This is a genomic window from Clostridium sp. SGI.024, assembly GCF_050315195.1.
Taxonomy (GTDB): domain Bacteria; phylum Bacillota; class Clostridia; order Clostridiales; family Clostridiaceae; genus Clostridium.
In genome coordinates this window covers 1-23715 of the sequence record NZ_JBNPON010000014.1, presented here as the reverse complement: position 1 = coordinate 23715, position 23715 = coordinate 1, and the positions used below count along the sequence as shown (strand labels likewise).

Sequence of the window (23715 nt, the reverse complement as noted above, 5' to 3'; positions counted from 1 at the left end):
TTTGAATAATTCCAATATTTAGAGTATTATTAAAATATATATTTATATTTAAGGAGGAGTTATGAGAAATTTTAATTATAAAAATGGAACTGAAATTATTTTCGGTAAAAATACTGAAGAAAAAGTTGGAAGTGAAATAAAAAAGTATACTAATAAGGTTTTACTTCATTATGGTGGAGGTAGCATAAAAGCAAGTGGTTTATATGATAAAGTTGTATCTTCTCTAAAAGAAGCAAATATTGAAATCGTTGAGCTTTCAGGAGTTAAACCAAATCCAAGAGTATCTTTAGTTAGAGAAGGAATTGAACTTTGTAGAAAACATAATATTGATTTCATACTTGCAGTTGGTGGTGGTAGTGTTATAGACTCATCTAAGGCTATAGCTGCTGGAGTAAACTATGATGGAGATGTATGGGACTTATTTATAGGTACTCCAATTAAACATACTTGCTTAAAACTTGCAACTATATTAACAATTCCTGCTGCTGGAAGTGAAACAAGCCCTGGTTGTGTTATAACAAATGAAGATGGATGGTATAAAAGAAGTTGTGGCCATCAAAGTTTAAGACCTGTATTTTCAATTTTAAATCCAGAACTTACTTTTACTCTACCTAAATACCAAACCTCATGCGGAATAGCAGATATGATAGCTCATATACTTGAAAGATACTTTACTAATGAAAAGAATGTAGATTTAACTGATAGATTATGTGAAGCAACTTTAAAAACCATTATGGAAAATGCCTTAAGATTAAATGTAAATCCTAATGATTATAATGCTAGAGCAGAAATAATGTTATCTGGAATGATAGCGCATAATGATTCTTTAAGCATGGGAAGAGTTGGTGATTGGGCTACTCATGATATAGAGCATGAATTAAGTGGTATTTATGATATAGCTCATGGAGCTGGCCTTTCAATAATATTCCCAGCTTGGATGAAATATGTTTATAAACATGATTTAAACAGATTTGCTCAATTTTCAAATAGAGTTTTCAATATAGAAATTAATTTTAATAATCTTGAAGAAACTGCCCTAAAAGGTATTGAAGCTTTAGAAAATTTCTTTACTAGAATTGAATTACCTACAAGATTAAGTCATGTTAATATTAATGATGATCGTATAGAAGAAATGTCTAAAAAACTTGTTGCTCACTGTGACCATGTAGGTAACTTTATTGAAATAAGAGCTAAAGAAGCCTTTGAAATTTTTAAATTAGCTTTATAATATTTCAAAATTAAAAATAAAAAGTATGTTATCAATTATAAATAACATACTTTTTTATTTAGATTTAATTCTTAAGTTTATTCTTACTATAGTAATAATATAACTTGTACAATATAATACTAAATATGACTAATACTATAATAACTATAGAATACAGCATAAAAACTTCTTCAGGTAAGACCTTAATTATAGGATCAGTTCTTTCATCAAAAATCCAATAATCATTATTAAAGAAAATTTTATGAAATACAACAAATGCCTTAGAGAAATCAATAAATATAGCAGATAAAAAAGAAATTATTATAAATATTAATGTATTTGCTCCATAATTTAATATTTTATAAAAATATATTTTTTTACCTATAATTCTATTTACAATAAATAATACAATAAATAATAAGGCTATAAAAATTGTAATACCATAAATAAATAAAAATATCCTCTTTACTTCATAAAAATGAAATTCTCCATTTATGCTCATAGGGAAATTATTAAACTTTAATTTTTCTATAAATGGATTTTGTAAATATTTAATTAAAGTATTGAAATCTTTTATTAGCATTTCTTTAGAAATATTCCCAAGCTTATCTAAACTATATTTATTTATTGAATAATGATAAATAAATTGTGAGTTTAAAGCCATAATTGTAGATATTCCTATTGTAAGAATAGCTATAAATATTCCATAAATAACTTTAATCATATTATTAAAAATACTTCTCATCTCGCCTTTTCTCCTCATTTTATTTTTATATTCTTAATAATATCATAAAATTTATTATATAAATATAAAAAGAAGGCCTTAAGCCTTCTAGTTTAAGCTATAATTTATAGAGTTTTTATTCTTATTAACCAACTACTAAATCTATATTTTCTTTGTATTGAGTATGTTCTTTTTCATTATACATTATTGAATTTTTATGACATGCATTTACACATCTGCAGCACATTATACAATTATCCCTAAACATAATTTCGCCACCAATATTCTCTATATTTTCCGTTGGACAAATATTTACACATAAATTACATTTATCACAATTTAAATTTACTGAAAATCTAATGGAGTTTTTATATAAATCTTTTGTCTTTAATTTATTTATAGTTTTATATAAAGCTGCTGAAAATTCATTTATATCTTCTTTCATATAATTCTCTGTTAAAAAATTTACAACAACACTCTTAATCTCTGACAAGGAACTATCAAGGATTTCTCTAAGGTCCTTAGGTGTATTTTTCTTATATCCTTTAGCTAAAGTATAGCTATCTGGCATTTGAAAGTTTTTAGTTACAATAACTTTATAATTTTTCTTTAGCAATTTCTTTTCAAGTTCATTATAATAAATTTTAGCCTTATCCTTACCTGTTGAAAAAATCATTGTTTTAATTTCTTTAGGAGAAGCATATAAATTATCTTCTAAGTATTCAATAAAAATTTTAGGAATATATTCAAAATATTTAGGAAACCCTAAAATTAAATAATCATAGGATAAATTTTTTAATTCTATTTTCTCTTCTATAGAATAAATATCTATTTCACAACCATTTTTATTAAACTCTTCGCAAATTTTATTTGCTATAAACTTAGTATTTCCAGTTCCACTAAAATATAAAATTATTCCCTTCAAATTTAATTCCTCCTAATTAAATATTCTAATATTAGATATAACCAGTTTCTTTACTAGTTTAAATAATATTATAAACTATTTGGAATATATTGGGAATAATTTTATATATATTTTTTCTTCTAAATTTTTTCTAAACTCGATAAATTATTTATTAAATAAATATATTAGTGTTTTTTTCTACTTTTTTCTCAACTTCCAAAATAAAATTGCACCAAAAAGTAATAATCCACAAATTAATAAGTAAATAAAAAATAATGGATTTGATAAACTACCAAATAAGATTATAAGAGATCCTAAAGTTGCTAATATTGGATTTATCTTACCTCTAAATAAACCTTTAACTTCTCCTGTAACCCCCATTTTTAATACTTTATAATATAATAGTATATACAACAAGTAATTAACAGTTATTGATATCTCTGAAATATCTCCATTTGGTAATAAGTTATACTTTTGAGTTATATAATGTATAACTAAACAAACTATAGAAATAATAAAAGCAACTACAGCTGAATATATTGGCATTTCTATATGTTTATTTACTTTCTTTATTCTTTTTGAATTAGGAAACATATCTCTTATTGCAAGAGCATATGGTATTCTAATATGCCCCATTATTAAACCATTTACTGTTCCTAAAATAGATATTACAACAAAGGTTAAAATAATTTTAGCTCCCCAATGTCCAAATATCATATTAGCAGCTAAATCTACATGGGCATCACCTAATGCCATTATCTTTTCTGGACCAACATAAATACTTATTCCAACAAAATAAAGTACATATAGTAACAGTATAAATAAAGGTGCCATTATTAATGCTTTTGGTAAGTTCTTCTTAGAATCTTTTATCTCATGTCCTATGGATGTTGCAATTATCCATCCATCAAATGAAAAAGCTATTGGCGCAATAGCTGCTATCCAAGATGCAGATTTCATATGAATAACTTCTCCAGCATCAATATAAGTAGGATTTCCAAAAAACACTCCAACAATTGCAATTAATATTAATGGAATAACTTTAATAACAGTTGATGCATTTTGAAAATAGCCTCCTAATTTAGCTGATAATAAATTTAATACATATAAAAATACCATTATTATAAAGCCAATTAGTGTTTGAAGAGCTAGTCCACCTTGGATACCAAATAACATACATATATATATTCCAGATACCCATGCTACAACAGCAATTAATGTAGGATAATATAAAAATGCATGAAACCATCCAAACGCACATGCAATAGATTCATTATATGAATATTCTGCATAAGATATTATTCCCCCAGCCTTTGACTCCCTAGATGCAAGTTCTGAAATAGTTAAGCTTCCAAAAATAATTCCTAATGCAGCTATACAGAAAACTATTACTCCTAAACTAATGCTACCATTAGTAGCAATAAGTATATTATCACTTTTGAAAAATATACCTGATCCAATTACAATTCCAACAATCATACCTATGGCCGTAAATAAGCCATACTCATTTTTCTTCATCATTCCACCTCATCTTAATGTAATAATATAATATCTAATTTCTATGTTCAATATATCATATAAATTAGAAAATAAGAACAAAAATTTATCATTTTTTTTATTTTTTTATACCTATTATATTTAAATTAATATAATAATTTTTGTATATTAAACTTTTGATGATGTATATATATTTTTTTATATCATGATTTTATAATTTATATAATTCAATGATTATTTATTACTTCTTTGTTAAAAGCATATTATTAAAGTAATTGCTTAAGATTCAATAAAATAATTTTTTATTCCTATAACAATTAATCCGTTATATAATTATTTTATAAAACTACTAAGGAGATTATTATGGAAAATATATTATTCTATTATTTATTATTAATTAATATTATTTCTTTTATTATTATTTATATAGATAAGCAAAAAGCTATAAAGCATAAATGGAGGATAAAGGAGTCTACTTTGTTTTTAGTATCTATAATGGGTGGAAGTATAGGTACTCTTATAGGTATGTACACTTTTCGCCATAAAACTAAGCATTTAAAATTCACAATAGGTATTCCACTAATATTAATATTACAAATTTTATTTTTTTCTATAAATAAATAGATATATAGCATAGTGCTTATCTAAAATAATCCACTATGCTATATATCTATGTTTATTATTAAATTACTATATATACTTTTTGATAATACTTATACATCTTTTTTTGCATACATATTTGATGTAATAAAGTATGATGCTAAAACTAATGTTATTACGCAAAGTCCAATTAAAACTTTATATATATTATTATTTAAGTTAATTGTAGGTAAAACACTCACAATATTAGTAGAAAACACTATTGGTAAAATAGTTAAAAATACTAATGCTATTCTTGCTTTTTCAAAACCAAGTAGTATCTCTAATGGAGTTAATATACTCATCATAAATATTCCAATACCTAATAATACAAGCATAAATGCCCATAATGGAATCTCAGTGCTCACATCTATTTTATTAAAGTGAACCATACACATATATATAATTGAAGAAATAGCCATTGATATAAAAGTATTTATAGCTACAAATATATATTTAGATAAAATATATTCACTACTTTTTACTGGTAAGGAATATATTAAATAATTTATCTTACTTTTTTCTTCATAAAATGCTGTATTATAGCAAGTAGCCATAATAAATAAGGCACCAGCAAAAGGAAGCATATCTGGCTGAATAAAGGCCATAAAAGCTGCTAAAGCAATAATTAATAACATATATTTTTTTAAAGCAAATACAGTTTGAAACTGCAATAATATTAAATTTATAATTCTTCTCATCTTATTCCCTCCCTGTATAATAAAGCATTATATCTTCTAATGTAGGTTTTTCATATATTACTTCATTTCCAAAGGCTTCAAAGGCTTTTGTTCTATTAGCAGTAAGGCCTTCAAAATTATATCCAGTTGTTTTTATTGATATAAAGTATTTTTCTGTATCTATATCTAATAATTCTCTTTTACCTTTTATAATAGAGTGATTTTCTAATATTAGATCCTTCTCTCCCTCTAAAATAATTTTACCTTTATAAATGAAAATAATATAATCAGCACATTTTTCTAAATCACTAGTTATATGTGTTGAATAAAAAATAGTGTTATCCTCATTTTCCATTTGCTCTTGTAAAACTTCTAAAAATTCATTTCTAACTATAGGATCTAGATTTGCTGTAGGCTCATCCATAATTAATACTTTTGGCTTTCTAGACAAAGCTATAGTTAATTCAAATTGTTTCTTTTTTCCCTTGGACAACTTACCATAAATTGAGGATTCATCAATATTAAATTTATTAATTAATTTATTATACAAATCCTCATCCCAATTTTTATAAAATCTAGAAATAGATTTTTTTATGCTTTTAACCTTTGCTTCTTCTAAAAATCCACAGGTATCTCCAACAAAGGACACTTCTTCTTTAATATTTACGTCATTAGTAATGTTCTCTCCAAGAACTAAAATTTCTCCTGAATCGGCTTTAACCATATTCATAATAGATTTAATTGTAGTGGTCTTTCCTGATCCATTCGGACCAATAAAACCGGTAATATATCCTTTCTTAACAATTAACTCTTTTAAATCTAATTTAAAAGAATCATATTTCTTCTCTAATCCCCTTATCTCAATTGCTTCCATTATTATACCTCCTCAAACAAACTTCTTATTATATCTAAAGTTTCCTCTAAAGTTAAACCTATTGCTTTAGCAGATATGATTGCTTCTTCTAGTTTATTTTCTATTTCATACATTGCAACTTCTCTTAGCCTCTCATTATTTGCTTCAGCTACAAAGGTTCCTTTCCCAACTACTGTTTTTATAAAGCCTTCCTTTTCAAGCTCTTCATAAGCTCTTTTTGTAGTAATAATACTAACCTTTAATTCCTTGGCCAAAGTCCTTATTGATGGCAATGGTTCTCCTGGCTTTAGCATCATATTTACTATTTGATTTTTTATTTGACTTTCTATTTGTTCATATAATGGTACTTGTGAAGAATTACTAATTATTATATTCACCTTATCACCTCCAAGTGTGTACTAAGTGTATATACTATCTATATACATATATTAATACTTATATACACTACTGTCAATATTTCACTAAATTATTTTACAAAAAAAGAAGTAGTTTTAATTATTAAAACTACCTCTTTTTATTTGAAATTTGAAACAAATTACTTCCTAAACTATTTTTTTACTTATTAACTTTTCACTATTGCTCTTCTTTTTTATTTATTGATATTCCTAAATCATCAAGTTGCTTTTCGTCTACTATATTAGGTGCTTCACTTAAATAGCAATATGCATTTTGGTTTTTAGGGAATGCTATAACATCCTTGATATTTTCTGTTCCAGCTAAGAACATTACCATTCTATCTAAACCGAAAGCTAAACCTCCATGTGGTGGTGGTCCAAACTTAAAGGCATCTATTAAGAATCCAAATCTCTCTTGTGCTGATTCTTCAGTAAAGCCTAAAGCTTTAAACATTCTTTGTTGTAACTTAGAATCATGAATTCTTATTGATCCTCCGCCTAACTCTTCTCCATTTAATACTAAATCATAAGCCTTTGATCTAACTTCTCCAGGATTACTTTCTATCATATCTAAATCCTCGTCCATTGGTGATGTAAATGGATGGTGAGCAGCATAATATCTTCCATCCTCTTCACTATATTCAAATAGAGGGAATTCTGTTATCCATGTAAAGTTAAATTCATTTTTATCTTTAATTAAGTCAAATTGCTTAGCTAATTCTAATCTTAATGCACCTAAGCTTTGGAATACTACTGAGTTTTTATCAGCAACTATAAATATAGCATCTCCAACTTCTGCATTCATAGTTTTAATTATTGAATTTGTTACATCATCAGTTAAGAATTTAGCAATTGATGATTTAATTCCATCTTCTTTTATTTGAATCCATGCAAGCCCCTTAGCTTTGTAGGTTTTAACAAACTCACCTAATTTGTCTATTGGCTTTCTTCCAAGGTCTGCCCCACCCTTTAAGCAAAGAGCTCTTACAGAACCACCAGCTTCAATTGCTGACTTAAATACTACAAAATCCATATCCTTAACGTCTTCTGTAATATTAGTTATTTCCATTCCAAATCTTAAATCAGGCTTATCTGATCCGTACTTTTCCATTGCATCTTTAAATGTCATTCTCTTTATAGGAAGCTTAACATCAACACCAGCAACTTCTTTAAATACGTGAGCAATTAAACCTTCATTCATCTTTATTACATCTTCTTGTTCAACAAAACTCATTTCTAAATCTATTTGAGTAAATTCAGGCTGTCTATTTGCTCTTAAATCTTCATCTCTGAAACATTTTGCTATTTGGTAATATCTATCAAATCCTGACACCATTAATAATTGCTTAAATATTTGTGGTGATTGAGGAAGCGCATAAAACATTCCTGGATAATTTCTTGAAGGTACAAGATAGTCTCTAGCTCCCTCTGGAGTACTCTTAGTTAATATAGGAGTCTCTACTTCTAAGAAGTTATTTGCATCTAAATAATCACGTACTGCTTTAGATATTTTACTTCTAATCATAAATATTCTTTGCATATCTGGTCTTCTAAGATCTAAGTATCTATATTTTAATCTTATATTTTCTGCAGCATCTAATCCTTCTTTTATATAAATTGGAGGAGTTTCTGATTCTGAAAGAACTTTTAAACTTTCACATTTAAGTTCAACTAATCCAGTTGGCATATTATGATTTGGAGCTTCTCTTAATACAACTTCTCCTGTTACTGCAATACAATATTCAGGTCTTACATCTTTAGCTTTTTCAAAAGCTTCTGCATTTATCTCTTCACCAAATACTATTTGCATAATACCTGTTCTATCTCTTAGGTCTATAAATTGTAGACCTCCTAATTTTCTATTTCTTTGTACCCAACCCATTAATGTGATTTTTTGAGAAACATTACTTTCTCTAACTTCTCCACACATTAGGCTTCTCTTTAATCCACTTAAAGCTTCACCCATTATTTCTTCCTCCTAACTATTTTATAACCTTTGCTATTTCTTCTATATTGTCTAAACTAACTTCAAATTGCTCTCCATCACTCATTCTCTTAAGCTTTAAAGTCTTATTTTGAAGCTCGTCATCACCTATAATAGTTGTAAAGACTGCACCTATTTTATTTGCATATTTCATTTCAGCTTTTATGCTTCTTCCCATATGGTTTACTTCTGTTTTTACACCAATGCTTCTTAATTTATTTGCTAAAACAAAAGCTTCAGTTCTTGCACCTTCTCCTCTAGCTCCTATATAAAGCTCAATAACATCTTCCTTTGGAATTTCTATTCCTTCCTTCTCTAAAGTCATTATAAGCCTTTCTAAACCCAATCCAAAACCTACAGCTGGCATTTCTGGTCCACCAATTTCTTCAATTAGCTTATCGTATCTACCACCACCACAAACTGTGAAATCGTCATTTAATATTTCAAAAATAGTCTTAGTGTAGTAATCTAAGCCTCTAACTATACCTGGATCAATATTGTATTTAATATTTAAAGCATCTAAATATCTTTTTACTTCAGTAAAATGTGAATCACATTCATCACATATATAATCTAAAATAATTGGTGCATTTTTAGTAATTTCCTTACAATTTCTTTCTTTGCAATCTAAAATTCTCATTGGATTCTTTTCAAATCTAGTTTTACACACATTACATAGATTATCATAATTTTCTTCTAGATACTTCTTTAGAGCTTCATTATATTTAGGTCTACAATTTGGACAACCTAAATTATTTATATTTAAACTTAAGCTTTTTAAGCCTAATTTTTTTAAAGCTTCCATTGCTAAAGAAATAACTTCTGCATCCATAGATGGCTCTTTAGAGCCAAAAACTTCTACTCCATATTGGTGAAATTGTCTAAGCCTTCCCTTTTGAACATTTTCATATCTAAAACAAGGAATAATATAATATAATTTTGTTGGTTGAGCTTCGTTAAATAACCTATTTTCAATAAAAGCCCTAACAGTTGGTGCTGTACCTTCTGGTTTTAATGTTATACTTCTATCACCTTTGTCATTAAAAGTATACATTTCCTTTTGCACTATATCAGTAGTTTCTCCAACTCCTCTTAAAAACAATTCTGTATGTTCAAATATAGGTGTTCTTATTTCTCTTACTCCGAATGATTTTGAAACTTCTCTTAATACGCCCTCTACATAATGCCATTTATAAGCATCTTGAGGTAGCATATCCTTCGTACCCTTAGGTGCTTGGATTTCCATAATATCTCCTCCTATTTAAGGTAAAGTGTATCTAAAAGTTTTCTTTTTCCCTCTACCATTTCCTTAATTCTACTAGTGTATTCTCTGATGTCTTTTACATTTCCAAATCTCTCTATTCTATTTTCTTCTAAAAAGACAACTTTAGAAACTGCATCAGCTCCTAATGCAATTATAGTTTGCTTATCTTCTATCATTTGAATATTATACAAACATTCTTTTCCTACTTTAGAATATCCCAAATTCTCCATATTTCCAACCATATTTTTTTGTCTATACATATAATATGGCTGTATATCTAAATCCTTTGCTAATATTCTACTCATTTCATACATTGAAGAAAGTTCTTCTTGATTCTTTATTTGTATTCCTTTTTTCAGAATAAAATTCTCATAAAGAATAGAAGCTCTTTTTAATGATAAGCCATGGACCGTTAAGCTATCTGGTCTTAGCTTTAATATTTCTTCAGCAGTATATTTAGCTTCCTTTATGCCTTCACCAGGAAGCCCTATTATCATATCCATATTTATATCATTAAAGCCTAATTCTCTTGCTAAATTAAATTTCTCTATTACATCTTGAGAAGAATGCCCTCTACCTATCATTTTTAATGTATTATCATTCATAGTTTGAGGATTAATACTAATTCTAGTAGTATTATATTTTTTCATTGTTTGTAATTTTTCTAATGTAATGCTATCAGGTCTTCCACATTCAACAGTAAACTCAATTAAATTTCTATTTTCAACAAAAGCATTATATATTTCTTTCATTATTTCTTCAAATTCTTCGTTATTTACCGCTGTAGGAGTTCCTCCTCCAAAATATACACTTTCTATTTTTAGTCCTCTTTCATCAACATATTTCTTCATTTCTCTAATTTCATATGTTAATGCTTCTAAATAAGGATTTACTAGCTTCTTATTTCCCCTTATTGGGTTTGCTGTAAATGAACAATAAAAACATCTAGTTGGACAAAAAGCCATTCCTATATAAATAGCAATATTTTTTTCGTCTTTGTTTACTAATTTTTTTTCTTTTTTAGCTACTTCAATACAAAGTCTAGCCTTTTCTTCTGAAGCTAAATGTTTATTTCTAAATAATTCTATAATTTCATCTTCACTTTTACCTTCTTCTAAATACTTTAAAGCAATTTTAGAAGGTCTAATTCCAACTAGTATTCCCCAGGGATAATAATCTCCAGTTATTTCTTTAAGAGAAGAAAAGATTAATTTTTTTAAAGCTTCTTTAATATTTTCTCCTAATAAAGCTTCCTTATAAAGTTTCTTATATGAAAATGAAACTTTATCTTCTTCTATATCTATAATATAATCTCCTTTATCTTCAAACTTAATTTCATATAAAGGATAATATATATTAAACATTTGATATACATCATATCTGTATTTTAAATTGTTTAATTTAATTATTACTTCCATTTATTCTCCTCTTATACTAAGAATGGATTTTTCATCCTTTCATGAATAATAGTAGATTTAGGTCCATGTCCTGGATATACATTAACATTGTTATCAAGTGTCATAAGCTTAGTTTCTATACTATTAATTAGTTCATTATAACTTCCACCTAAAAAGTCTGTTCTTCCTATAGAGCTATTAAATAGTGTATCTCCTGTAAACACATTATCTTCTACTAAAAAGCATGTGCCACCTTTTGTATGCCCTGGTGTAAAAATAGTCTTAAAAGTTAAATTTCCAACTTTTATTTCTTGTCCTTCATTAAAATATTTATAGAACTTCGGTAACTTACCAAATATACCAGTAGTATCTATATTCATGTATTCTTCTTCAGCTTCATTTAAATATACATCTACTTTATATTTATCTTTAAGCTCTGTAACTGCCCCATCATGATCAAAATGACAATGAGTTAAAAGTATTACATCTATATTAATTCCTAAAGCTTCAATTTCTTTAATAAGATAATTTGCTTGTGCTCCTGGATCTATAATAGCGGCTTTATTGGTATCTTCATCTATTGCTATATAACAATTAGTTTGTAGTGATCCAAGAGGATACGTTTTTACTATCATTTTCTTCCCTCCTAACTAAAAATTCTTTTTACTATCTAAAATTATTGTTACTGGTCCATCATTTTGAATGTCTACTTTCATATGAGCTCCAAATTCTCCAGTTTCAATCTTTAAATTAGTTTCTTTTAATAATTCAATAAATCTTTCATATAAAGCTTTAGCTTTATCTCCACCTTCTGCTTCCATAAAATTAGGTCTTCTTCCTTTTCTGCAATCCCCATACAAGGTAAATTGAGATATCGCTAATATATCACCTTTAACATCTAATAAAGAAAGATTCATTTTATCATTTTCATCTTCAAATATTCTTAAATTGATAATTTTATCTTTTAAATATAATAAATCTTCTTCAGTATCTTCTTTTGAAAAGCCAATCAATAAGTTAAACCCCTTATTAATTGAGCCTATAACATTATCATTTACAATGACTTTAGATGAAGTTACTCTTTGAACTACAACACGCATTATTAATCCTCACTAATTATTCATTCTATATACATCCATTACACCCTTAAGCCTTCTTATTTTTCTCATAAGCTCTTTTAATTGTTCAATGGAATCTATTTTTACTTTTATATTTATCATTGCTATATTTCCTTTAGATGATTTAGCATTTAAAGCATTTAACATAAGCTTAGCTTCAGTTATTATTGTCATAATATCTGATAATATTCCAATTCTATCTTCAGCTCTTACTTGTATTTCTGCCACATAGGCAGCTCCTTTAGATGATCCCCAAGAAACTTCTACTACTTTGCTTGAATCAAAGTTAATTAAAGATTTTAAATTACTACAATCACTTCTATGAATAGATACTCCCCTTCCTTTTGTAATATACCCTTGTATATCATCTCCAGGAACTGGATTACAACATCTAGCAAATCTAATCATTAAATTAGTAACACCTTTTACAGTAACCCCATAGGAATTTGATGATTTAGATTTAGAAGTATTTTTATCTGACTTATTTATATGCTCATCAATAGTTTTATTTATACTTTCCGAAGTATGTTTTTCAACATTATTTTCTTCTTTAAGCTTAGATATATATGATGAAGCTGATATTTGTCCTATACCTATTGCAGCATATAAATCTTCCATATTATGAATATTATATCTTTTAACTGCTTTTTCATATGCATCACCTTTTGCTATATCCGAATATATAACGCCTTGTTTCTTAAGTTCCTTTTCAAAAGCTTCTTTTCCTTTATCTATATTTTCTTCTTTTTTTATTTTCTTAAACCATTGTCTTATTTTACTTTTTGCCTGATTACTCTTTGCAATGTTTAGCCAATCAATATTAGGTCCTTTTGCATTGTTAGATGTTAATACCTCTACTATTTCACCTGTTTTCAAATTATAATCAAGTGGAACTATTTTTCCATTTACTTTAGCCCCAACACACCTATTACCTATATCAGTATGAATTCTATAAGCAAAGTCAATTGGTGTTGCCTTGCTTGGTAAATTAATTACTACTCCCTTTGGTGTAAATACAAATATTTCATCAGTAAATAAATCTATCTTAAATCCTTCTATAAACTCTTCAGCATCAGAAGTCTCTTTTTGCCACTCTAGCATATCTCTTAGCCATGCTAATTTACTTTCAAAAGCATTTTCTTTCTCCTCTTGGGTGTCACCTTCTTTATACTTCCAATGGGCTGCTATACCATACTCAGCTGTTCTATGCATTTCAAAAGTTCTTATTTGAATTTCAAAAGTTTTTCCTTGAGGACCTATAACAGTAGTATGAAGAGACTGATACATATTAGGCTTAGGCATAGCTATATAATCCTTAAACCTTCCTGGAATAGGCTTATAAATTGTATGAACTATTCCTAGTACTCCGTAACAATCCTTTACTGTATTAACTAGTATTCTAATTGCTGTTAAGTCAAAAATCTGCTCAATGCTTTTGTTTTTATTAACCATTTTTTTATAAATACTATAAAAATGTTTTGGTCTACCATCTATATCACAATCTATATCAGAATCTTCAAGTTTTTTATATAAATCTTTTTTTATTTCTGATATATATGTTTCTCTTTCTACTCTTTTTTCAGCTATTTCTTTAACTAAATCATAATACTCTTCTTCATGTAAATATCTAAAAGATAGATCTTCAAGTTCCCATTTTATTTTAGAAATACCTAATCTATGAGCTAAAGGAGCATAGATATCTAATGTTTCTTTAGCTTTTTGTTTTTGTTTTTCCTTTGGCATGAACTTTAATGTTCTTAAATTATGAAGTCTATCTGCAAGCTTTATAATTATTACTCTAATATCTTTTGCCATTGCAAGAAGCATTTTCCTAACATTATCAGCTTGTTGTTCTTCTTTTGTCTTATACTCTATTTTACCAAGCTTAGTTACTCCTTGAACTAAATCTGCAATTTCTTCATTAAATATATTTTTTATATCTTCGTAAGTATATTCTGTATCTTCTATTACATCATGTAGAAGGCCAGCAACAATAGTACTTGTATCCATACCCATTTCAGCTAAAATTATAGCCACATCAATAGGGTGAGTTACATAAGGCTCCCCTGATTCCCTTTTCTGACTCTTATGAGCATCACAAGCTAAATCATATGCTTTTTTAACTATATTTATATCAACATTATTACAATTTTCCTTAATTTTCTGCAATAGGCTTTCATACATATGGATAATCTCCTTTGATTTAGTCTAAAATAATTGGCTGGTTTTAACAACCAGCCATTTTCTATTATTATATAATATTTGTCTATTTATTTCAACAAAATTAGAACTCATAATCAACTAAAGACATAACTTCATATTCCTTTAGTTTATCTCTCCCATTAAGTCCTGTAAGTTCAATAGCAAAATCTAGGCAAACTACTTCTCCACCTGCTAACTCTACAAGTTTTGCAACAGCCTCTATTGTTCCTCCAGTAGCCAATAAATCATCAACTATAGCTACTCTCTGTCCTTTTTTAATAGAATCTTTGTGAATTTGTAATGTATCGCTACCATATTCTAAGTCATAAGTTATTGATATTGTTTCACCTGGTAGTTTTCCTGGTTTTCTAACAGGAATGAATCCTATTCCCATTGCATAAGCAACTGGAACTCCATAAATGAATCCTCTAGCCTCTGGCCCAACTATTAAATCTATTTTTTTATCCTTTAAGTGTTCTACAATTTTATCTATTGAGTACTTTAAGGCTTCTCCATCACCAATAACTGTGGTAATGTCTTTAAAACTAATTCCTTCCTTTGGAAAATTTTCAATTACTCTTATTTTTTCCTTTAGATCCATGATAACTCCTCCATCACTAAAAATTATAAACTATATAATTATTATAAGCACTTCAGAAAAAAATACTATAAATAATATTATTTCAAAGTAATCATTTAAAAATTATATAGTCATTTTGGACTTATTTAAATATTTTGTTATTTGTTCTGCTCTATCTTTTTTATTCGTTGTTAATAACTCTATAATAATGCGTGCGTTATCCATCATAGTAACAGCATTTATAGTTGGTGTAATAAGCTTAATAATCTTTAATATGCATTCATCATCCATTTCAATGATATTATAATAATTCATTATCGCTCTTAAACCGTAGTTATTTGTATTTATCAAGAACTTTCTTCCTTCCTTTAAGATAACACCATTTTCTCCCTTTAAAGGAACTTCAGCCCACTGTTCTCCAATAAGAATTAAATCTAAATATTTATTTATACTTTTTATATTATAATATATTGCAATTGCTTGCATTAATTTAAAAGTAATTCCACTGATAGATAAATTCTTATATCTGTAATTACATCCCTTTTGACTTGGATTTATGTATATATAATTTCTTCCATTACTAACTTCTTTATTTTCCAATACTATCAAATCTATCCCAAGATCCCTACAAAGCTTTTCTTCTTCATCTGACTTCAAGTCTAATCCTAAAGTAATTAAAAGTTGTCCTCCTAAAAAACTAACATTATTAATTATTTCTTTAGAAGTAATTCCTAAATTTGAATCTTCTTCGCAGATTACATATTCTATGTCTGCATTCAAATACTTTAAAACTAAATTCAAAGAAGATATTGCACACAATCCATCAACATTTGGAACGCCATATATAACTATCTTTTTTCTATTATTTATAGCTTCAACCATATGCTCTATTGCTTTGCTCATATTTTTAAGTATAAAGGGATTATATCCAGTAATATAATTTGGACTATAAATACTCTCCCAAAACTTACGCATTATAAACTCCTCCATGAAACTTAAGAAAACACATATATTATAATGTATAATTGTAAATATTACAAATGTTTTCTTAAAAAAAAATGAACCTCCAAGTATATAGGAGGTTTATTTTTTTATATTATTGGAATTAAACTGATTTTTTATCTTCTCTATTTCTTAATAAAACCCATGTTGGTGCTGCAATAAATATTGAAGAGTAAGCCCCTGCAGCTATTCCTATAATTAATGGGAATGAAAATTCTCTAACTGTAGGCACAAATATATTAACAGCTGTAATTGTAATTAATGTTGTTAATGTTGTATTTATAGATCTTGACATAGTTTGAGTTAAGCTCTTATTAGCTATTTCCGTAGATGAAGCTCTTCTCATATTCTTTGAATTTTCTCTTATTCTATCAAATATTACTATGGTATCATTAATTGAATATCCAACTATTGTTAATATCGCTGCTATAAATGGTGTATTTACAGGAATATTAAAAATAGCGAACACACTTACTGTAATAAGTAAATCATGTACAAGTGCAATTATAGCAGCTATACCATAATCCATCTTAAACCTAATTGCAATATAAACTAGCATAGCTAGACAAGCTATCACTAATGCAATTATAGAATTTCTAGTAAGTTCCTTTCCTACTGAAGCTCCAATTTCATCTTGAGATAATAAATCGTCATCTTCTAAATTATATTTATCTTGTAAAGCCTTAAATACTTCTGACACCTTAGAGCTATCTAACTCTTTTGCTTTTATTTCATATTGAGTATCTGCTGCTTCATTAGTAACAGCATCAGGTACTAATGCTTTTACAATTTCATCTGCTTCTACCTTATTAAAACCTTCTCCAAGATTTACTACCATCTTTGTACCACCTTGGAAATCTATTCCGAAATTTAATCCTCTTGATACTGTGAAACCTAATCCTATTAATATTAAAATGGATGATAATACAAACCAAATCTTAGTTTTTTGAACTATATTAAATGGTTTTCTTTCTTTTTTATTACCAAATTGCCACTTTTTCTTTAATAGTCCCATATCAATAGAAAGATTCATTAAAGTTTTAGTAACTATTAAAGCTGTAAATAAACTTAATACAATACCAATCATTAAAGTTACTGCAAATCCTTTTACTGATCCAGATCCTATGAAATATAATATTAATGCTGCTATAAATGTTGTTGAATTTGAGTCAACGATAGATGACATTGCATTTTCAAAGCCAGCTTTAACTGCACTTTTAACTGATATCCCATTTTTTAACTCTTCTTTAATTCTTTCAAAAATTAATATATTAGCATCTACAGCCATACCAATAGTTAGTAGTAATGCTGCTATACCTGGTAATGTTAGTGCAACCTTTAATTCAGTAAATACTAATAAAACTAAAGTAATATATAATGTTAACGCAATACTTGCAAATATTCCTGGTATTCTATAATAAATAATAGCAAATAAGAATATTATTCCTATTCCAATAACTCCAGCCTTTACTGCATTAGGTAATGCTTCTGAACCTAATTGTGCTCCAACATTATTAATTGAAACAGCTTTTATTGAAACCGGAAGTGCACCTGAACTTATAACTCCCGCAAGTTTTGTTGCTTCGTCCATTGATGACATACCATTAATTACTGCTTTACCATTGGTAATTGTATTTTGAACAACTGGAGATGAAACTACCTCATCATCCATATATATACTAATAGTCTTACCAATATTATTTGCTGTTACTTCAGCAAACTTTTCCTGACCATCAGCATTTAATTCTAATGATACTACTGGTCTTGATGTATCATCTAAAATGGCAGTGGCATCTTTAACATCTTTTCCTGTCAAGACTACATTTCCATCTGCATCTTTGAATTCTAAGTTACCAGTTTTACTTAATCCATCTACTATTTCATTAGAATCATAAGCTCCAGGGATATCTATTCTTATTCTTTTTTCTCCCTCTTCAGTAACTACAGTTTCAGCAACACCTATCTTATTAACTCTAAGTTCTAATAATTGTTTAGTTCTTTGACGTACGTCAGATGAAACATCATCTTCTTGTATCTCCATTAAAACGGAAACTCCACCTTGAAGATCAAGGCCTTTTGTAATTGCATTATTAAATGATTTTACTTCCCAGCCTGCTATTTTAATTCCTTTGAACCCAACAAATGCAAGTAATATAATTGCAACTACAGAAATCACAAATAATATTGAACTTTTGCTCTTACTTTTGCTTTTCCCTTTCATGTTCTTCCCCCTCTAGTGCATTTTCATATAAATTATATTACTTATGTTAAGTAATATCAACAACTTTTTCTTTAGTTTGTAGACTTTTACAATATCCGATTTTAAAATTTATGTAAAAGTAAAAAGTAAGAAGAATATCTCCTTACCTTTTTTTAATTAATTTTTATAAATTTATTCCAAGCATTCCTGATAAAAGTCCTATAAATAGACATAAAATAAATTTAATAAAATCATATATTGTTAAAGTTGCTTCTGCTCCAAATAGCATTCCTATTAAATATAGAACTATGTAAAATATACAACCTACAGCTAACCCAACAATCCATCCCTTACTTCCATATGATTTTACAGCTATTATAGATCCTACTACTAAAGCCAAACATGAAATTACAACATAAATAATATTAAAAACCTTTTCTTCTATTGGTATCTTATTCATTATAAAAGAAAAGATTATAGAGATAATAATAATGATTACAAATGACCAAAAAAGACCTCTCAATACGCTTTTAAAATAATTTATCCATTCCATAAATTTCACCCCCTAGTAAATATTTTATGACTTACTAGGGGGTATTATTCTTATTCTGCTGCTTTATTTATTTTGCTTGCAATTCCATTTTTTGTGATTCTAAGTTTAGTTCTTTCAGCACTAGTTTCTATAACTACATAGTCATCTTCAACTATTACGATTTTACCTAAAATTCCGCCTCTTGTAACTATTTCATCATTTTTTTCTAAAGCTGATACCATTTCATTATATTTTTTTGTTCTCTTTTTCTCAGGTAATATTAATAAGAAGTACATTAAAGCAAACATTAAAGCAAAAGGTACTACTAATGATAATATAGCTTCCATTTTATTCATTCCTTCCATATAAACTTTTTTATTATTTCATATAAAAAAATATATAACATTTATGTGGTAGTGTCAATTGTATTAACAGATATTTAATACTTTAGGCTCTTCCATTCCACTCTTTAAGTTTTTGTTCCTTAAACTCCTTAAAGTATCCTCCATCTATTGCAGCTCTTATATCTTCCATAAGTTTATTGTAGAAATAAAGATTATGTAAAACACAAAGTCTCATAGCTAGCATTTCTTTAGCCTTAAATAAATGCCTTATATATGCTCTTGTATAGCTTTTACATGTTGGACACTGACACCCCTCATCTATTGGCCTAGTATCTAATTCAAACTTAGCATTCATTAAATTAATCTTTCCTTCTTTAGTGAATACATGCCCATGTCTACCATTTCTTGCTGGAAGAACACAATCAAAGAAGTCAACTCCTCTATCAACTGCTTCTAATATATTACTTGGAATACCAACTCCCATTAAATAAATTGGCTTATCTTGTGGTAAATGTGGTACAACTGCATCTATTATTCTATACATTTCTTCATGGGTTTCACCTACTGCTAAACCACCTATAGCATATCCATCTAAATCCATCTTTGTAATAGTCTTAGCATGCTCTATTCTTATATCTTCATAACAACCACCTTGATTAATACCAAATAGCATTTGCTCCTTATTTATAGTTTCTGGTAATGAATTTAATCTATCTATTTCTACTTTACATCTTTCAAGCCATCTTGTCGTTCTTGCTACTGACTTTTCAACATATTCTCTTGTAGATGGATTAGGAATACATTCATCAAAAGCCATTGCTATAGTAGAAGCAAGATTACTTTGAATTTGCATAGATTCTTCTGGTCCCATAAAAATCTTTTTACCATCTATATGAGAAGAAAAATATACCCCTTCTTCCTTTATTTTTCTCATTCCTGATAATGAAAATACTTGGAATCCACCTGAATCAGTTAATATAGGTCTATCCCAGTTCATAAACTTATGTAATCCACCAAGATTAGCTACAACTTTATCAGAAGGTCTTAAATGAAGATGATAGGTATTAGATAATTCAACTTGACATCCTATTTCTTTTAAATCCATAGATGACACAGCACCTTTAATTGCTGCTAAAGTTCCAACATTCATAAATACTGGTGTCTCAATAGTACCATGAATAGTTTCTAATCTTCCTCTTCTAGCATTTCCATCTTTTTTTAGTAAAGTATATCTTTTTTTACTCAATTTTTCACTTCCTATTTTACGTTATTCTTTAATAAGCATTGAATCTCCAAAGGAGAAAAATCTATATTTTTCTTTAACTGCTGTATTATAAGCACTCATTACATTTTCCTTACCTGCTAAAGCAGATACTAACATAATTAATGTTGATTCTGGTAAATGGAAATTTGTAATAAGCTCATCTATAACCTTATATTTATATCCTGGATAAATAAAAATATCAGTCCAGCCACTTTGTTCACTTACAAAGCCATTTTCATCACCTATTGTTTCCAAAGTTCTTGTAGATGTAGTTCCTACAGCTATAACCTTATTTCCTCTTCTCTTTGTTTCATTAATTAAGTCTGCATTTTCTTTATCTAAATGATAAAACTCTGAATGCATTATATGTTCATTTATATCATCAACTTTAACTGGTCTAAAAGTACCAAGACCTACATGAAGAGTCAAATAAGCAATATTAACTCCTTTAGCCTTTATTTCTGCTAATAATTCCTTTGTAAAATGTAATCCTGCTGTTGGGGCTGCTGCTGATCCTTTTTCTTTTGAATATACTGTTTGATACCTTTCCTTATCATCAAGTTTTTCTGTTATATATGGTGGCAGTGGCATTTCTCCAAGCTCATCTAATACTTGTTCAAATATACCATCATATAAAAACTCAATAATTCTATTACCTTCTTCTATAATATCAACAACTTTACATTTTAATTTCCCTTCACCGAAGGTAAAAGTTTGACCTATCTTAGCTCTCTTACCAGGCTTAGCTAAACATTCCCATTTATCTCCTTCTACTCTTTTTAGAAGTAAAAATTCAATTTTCCCACCAGTTTCTTCTTTTTCTCCTATTAATCTAGCCGGCATTACTCTTGTATTATTTAATACTAAAGTATCTCCTGTATTTAAATATTCTACTACATCATGAAAAGATTTATGTTCTATACTCCCTGTATTTTTATCTAAAACCATTAATTTTGAAGCATCTCTTTTTTCTAAGGGATGTTGTGCTATTAATTCTTCTGGTAAGTCAAAATCAAAATCACTAACCTTCATTGTATTATCTCCTTATCTTTTATTGTATATTTATTAAAATAATTTTTGTTGTTCCCCTGTAGTTTTTCTTTTATTCTTATTTCTTCCTAAATGTTCATAAGCCTTGTCTGTAGCTACTCTCCCTCTGGATGTTCTAACTATAAATCCAGTTTGTAATAAATATGGCTCATATACATCCTCTATAGTTCCAAGTTCTTCTCCGATAAAGTAGGAAAGAGTTTCTATTCCAACAGGTCCCCCATTAAAATTATCAATTATTGCTTCTAAAATCTTATTATCAACTCTATCAAAGCCTTTACTATCTACTTCTAATAGTTCTAAAGCTGCCCTTGCTTCCTTATAACTAATTACTGAATTAGAATAAACTTCAGCATAATCTCTAACTCTCTTTAATAATCTATTGGCTATTCTTGGTGTTCCTCTTGAACGTCTTGCAAGTTCGTAAGCACCTTCTTCAGTTATATTACAATTTAAAACAAATGCAGATCTTATAATAATTTCCTTTAATTGCTCTTCAGTATAATACTGCATATCACAAAGAACTCCAAATCTATCTCTAAGCGGAGAAGTAAGCATTCCAATCCTTGTTGTAGCTCCTATTAAAGTAAACTTTGGTAAATCAAGTCTTATTGACTTTGCAGCGGCTCCTTTTCCAATAACTATATCTAAAACATAATCCTCCATTGCAGGATATAATATTTCTTCAACATTTCTATTAAGTCTATGGATTTCGTCTATAAAAAGCACATCATTGTCTTTTAAGGTTGTTAAAATTGCTGCTAAATCACCAGCTCGTTCTATAGCAGGACCTGATGTAATTTTAAGTTCCCCCCTCATTTCCTTGGCAATAATATTAGCTAAAGTAGTTTTACCAAGTCCAGGTGGTCCATATAGAAGTACATGGTCTAAGGCCTCATTTCTGTTTTGTGCAGCTTTTATAAATATATTTAATCTTTCTTTAACCTTATCCTGCCCTATATATTCTTGTAAATTTTGAGGTCTTAAACTTAAGATACTTCCATCTTCAAAAATTTCTTGTGGAGTTATTATTCTTTCCATTAATTCACCCCTAACCCATAAGAACCTTTAAACAATTCTTTATAATATTCTCTAAACTATCAGATTTATCTACTTTTTTCAAAGCTAATTCTGCTTCTTTTTCAGAATATCCTAATGCTAAAAGTGCTCCTAATGCTTCAGCTATATTATTTGCATTTTCAGATACTATATCTTCAAAATCTCCAAAACTTTCAATATCTTCTGCTAAATTTTCTTTTTTAATTTTATCTTTTAACTCTAAAATAATTCTGCCTGCAGTTTTTTTACCTATTCCAGGTGCTTTGCATAGATGCTTGTCATCTCCCATCATAATTGCATATCTTAGATTATTAATTCTGCTTATAGAAAGCAAGGATAGAGCAGCTTTAGCTCCAACTCCATTTATAGAAATTAAAAGTTTAAACATTTCAAGTTCTTCTTTAGTATCAAATCCATATAAACCTAAGAAATCCTCTCTAACTATTTGTTCAAGATAAAGCATTACTTCTTCATCTACTTTAGGCATTGATGACATAGTTGCTCCTGAAGTGAATATTTTATATCCTATTCCATTATTTTCAACAATTATATAATCTTTATTTATCCCTTTATATCTACCTATTATATATTCGTACATACAACTACCCTTTCTTTATGCCAATACTAAAATTATTTTAATTCAATTTTTAATCTACACTATACTTTATCATTATAGTTGGAATAATTCAAGGTAAAAGCATCTTATGAATAATAAGTACTAATATTTTAAAAAGTAAAATTTTAGGATTTAACCTTATTTAAAATAAGATTCAATCCTTCCAAATTACATTGTTAATAA

23 protein-coding genes are annotated in these 23715 nt (G+C 27.9%); 2 read left to right on the top strand and 21 right to left on the bottom strand.

The window, feature by feature from the left end; all coding sequences use genetic code 11:
- Window positions 1–61: 61 nt before the first annotated feature.
- Entirely contained in the window at window positions 62–1228 is a 1167-nt protein-coding gene (locus tag ACQRD5_RS06405; protein WP_291624916.1) for an iron-containing alcohol dehydrogenase, read from the top strand.
- 64 nt (window positions 1229–1292) lie between these two features.
- Here ACQRD5_RS06405 and ACQRD5_RS06400 read toward each other — a convergent pair whose 3' ends face one another.
- The 3 genes from ACQRD5_RS06400 to ACQRD5_RS06390 all read right to left on the bottom strand — a co-directional run bounded on the left by ACQRD5_RS06400 (window position 1293) and on the right by ACQRD5_RS06390 (window position 4353).
- The gene (locus tag ACQRD5_RS06400) at window positions 1293–1952 is read right to left on the bottom strand and encodes a TIGR01906 family membrane protein (RefSeq protein ID WP_291624913.1); all 660 of its coding nucleotides are present in this window, start codon (window positions 1950–1952) and stop codon (window positions 1293–1295) included.
- A 124-nt stretch (window positions 1953–2076) separates the two neighbouring features.
- Window positions 2077–2856: an EFR1 family ferrodoxin gene (locus tag ACQRD5_RS06395; protein ID WP_291624911.1), complete on the bottom strand. Its 780-nt coding sequence runs from the start codon at window positions 2854–2856 to the stop codon at window positions 2077–2079.
- 177 nt (window positions 2857–3033) lie between these two features.
- Window positions 3034–4353 (bottom strand): APC family permease, encoded by a 1320-nt coding sequence (locus tag ACQRD5_RS06390; RefSeq protein WP_291624950.1) that lies wholly within the window; start codon window positions 4351–4353, stop codon window positions 3034–3036.
- Window positions 4354–4695: 342 nt separating this feature from the next.
- Between ACQRD5_RS06390 and ACQRD5_RS06385 the strand changes: the two genes are divergently transcribed.
- Window positions 4696–4956, top strand: coding sequence for a DUF1294 domain-containing protein (locus tag ACQRD5_RS06385; RefSeq protein WP_291624909.1), 261 nt, complete (start codon window positions 4696–4698; stop codon window positions 4954–4956).
- A gap of 89 nt (window positions 4957–5045) precedes the next feature.
- Here ACQRD5_RS06385 and ACQRD5_RS06380 read toward each other — a convergent pair whose 3' ends face one another.
- The 18 genes from ACQRD5_RS06380 to ruvA form a co-directional block, all read right to left on the bottom strand.
- Window positions 5046–5672: an ABC-2 transporter permease gene (locus tag ACQRD5_RS06380; protein WP_291624908.1), complete on the bottom strand. Its 627-nt coding sequence runs from the start codon at window positions 5670–5672 to the stop codon at window positions 5046–5048.
- A 1-nt stretch (window position 5673) separates the two neighbouring features.
- Window positions 5674–6525 carry an ABC transporter ATP-binding protein gene (locus ACQRD5_RS06375; protein ID WP_291624906.1) on the bottom strand — a complete coding sequence of 284 codons (852 nt, stop codon included), beginning with the start codon at window positions 6523–6525 and terminating at the stop codon, window positions 5674–5676.
- A gap of 2 nt (window positions 6526–6527) precedes the next feature.
- Entirely contained in the window at window positions 6528–6902 is a 375-nt protein-coding gene (locus tag ACQRD5_RS06370; RefSeq protein ID WP_291624904.1) for a GntR family transcriptional regulator, read from the bottom strand.
- A gap of 196 nt (window positions 6903–7098) precedes the next feature.
- Window positions 7099–8886, bottom strand: coding sequence for an aspartate--tRNA ligase (gene aspS, locus ACQRD5_RS06365; RefSeq protein ID WP_321129266.1), 1788 nt, complete (start codon window positions 8884–8886; stop codon window positions 7099–7101).
- Window positions 8887–8902: 16 nt separating this feature from the next.
- Window positions 8903–10150: a histidine--tRNA ligase gene (hisS, locus tag ACQRD5_RS06360; protein WP_294166970.1), complete on the bottom strand. Its 1248-nt coding sequence runs from the start codon at window positions 10148–10150 to the stop codon at window positions 8903–8905.
- Window positions 10151–10161: 11 nt separating this feature from the next.
- Entirely contained in the window at window positions 10162–11586 is a 1425-nt protein-coding gene (locus ACQRD5_RS06355; protein WP_320900392.1) for a coproporphyrinogen III oxidase, read from the bottom strand.
- 11 nt (window positions 11587–11597) lie between these two features.
- The gene (locus tag ACQRD5_RS06350) at window positions 11598–12200 is read right to left on the bottom strand and encodes an MBL fold metallo-hydrolase (protein ID WP_291624896.1); all 603 of its coding nucleotides are present in this window, start codon (window positions 12198–12200) and stop codon (window positions 11598–11600) included.
- Window positions 12201–12215: 15 nt separating this feature from the next.
- Window positions 12216–12665 (bottom strand): D-aminoacyl-tRNA deacylase, encoded by a 450-nt coding sequence (gene dtd, locus ACQRD5_RS06345; protein WP_291624895.1) that lies wholly within the window; start codon window positions 12663–12665, stop codon window positions 12216–12218.
- Window positions 12666–12677: 12 nt separating this feature from the next.
- Window positions 12678–14867 carry a RelA/SpoT family protein gene (locus tag ACQRD5_RS06340; protein WP_291624893.1) on the bottom strand — a complete coding sequence of 730 codons (2190 nt, stop codon included), beginning with the start codon at window positions 14865–14867 and terminating at the stop codon, window positions 12678–12680.
- A 100-nt stretch (window positions 14868–14967) separates the two neighbouring features.
- Complete coding sequence (locus ACQRD5_RS06335) at window positions 14968–15486, bottom strand: adenine phosphoribosyltransferase (RefSeq protein ID WP_291624891.1); 519 nt, start codon at window positions 15484–15486, stop codon at window positions 14968–14970.
- A 102-nt stretch (window positions 15487–15588) separates the two neighbouring features.
- A complete protein-coding gene (locus tag ACQRD5_RS06330) occupies window positions 15589–16440 on the bottom strand; it encodes a DHH family phosphoesterase (protein ID WP_291624889.1) in 852 nt (283 codons plus the stop codon).
- 130 nt (window positions 16441–16570) lie between these two features.
- On the bottom strand, window positions 16571–18688 hold the full coding sequence (gene secD, locus ACQRD5_RS06325; RefSeq protein ID WP_291624887.1) for a protein translocase subunit SecD: 2118 nt from the start codon (window positions 18686–18688) through the stop codon (window positions 16571–16573).
- Window positions 18689–18851: 163 nt separating this feature from the next.
- Window positions 18852–19220, bottom strand: a complete 369-nt coding sequence (locus ACQRD5_RS06320; RefSeq protein WP_291624885.1) for a TIGR04086 family membrane protein — start codon at window positions 19218–19220, stop codon at window positions 18852–18854.
- Between the two features lie 50 nt (window positions 19221–19270).
- Window positions 19271–19555 carry a preprotein translocase subunit YajC gene (yajC, locus tag ACQRD5_RS06315; protein ID WP_291624948.1) on the bottom strand — a complete coding sequence of 95 codons (285 nt, stop codon included), beginning with the start codon at window positions 19553–19555 and terminating at the stop codon, window positions 19271–19273.
- 91 nt (window positions 19556–19646) lie between these two features.
- Window positions 19647–20789 carry a tRNA guanosine(34) transglycosylase Tgt gene (gene tgt / locus ACQRD5_RS06310; protein ID WP_291624883.1) on the bottom strand — a complete coding sequence of 381 codons (1143 nt, stop codon included), beginning with the start codon at window positions 20787–20789 and terminating at the stop codon, window positions 19647–19649.
- Window positions 20790–20810: 21 nt separating this feature from the next.
- Complete coding sequence (queA, locus tag ACQRD5_RS06305; protein WP_291624882.1) at window positions 20811–21839, bottom strand: tRNA preQ1(34) S-adenosylmethionine ribosyltransferase-isomerase QueA; 1029 nt, start codon at window positions 21837–21839, stop codon at window positions 20811–20813.
- Window positions 21840–21872: 33 nt separating this feature from the next.
- Entirely contained in the window at window positions 21873–22898 is a 1026-nt protein-coding gene (ruvB, locus tag ACQRD5_RS06300; RefSeq protein ID WP_291624880.1) for a Holliday junction branch migration DNA helicase RuvB, read from the bottom strand.
- A 10-nt stretch (window positions 22899–22908) separates the two neighbouring features.
- Complete coding sequence (ruvA, locus tag ACQRD5_RS06295; RefSeq protein ID WP_291624878.1) at window positions 22909–23514, bottom strand: Holliday junction branch migration protein RuvA; 606 nt, start codon at window positions 23512–23514, stop codon at window positions 22909–22911.
- Window positions 23515–23715 lie beyond the last annotated feature (201 nt).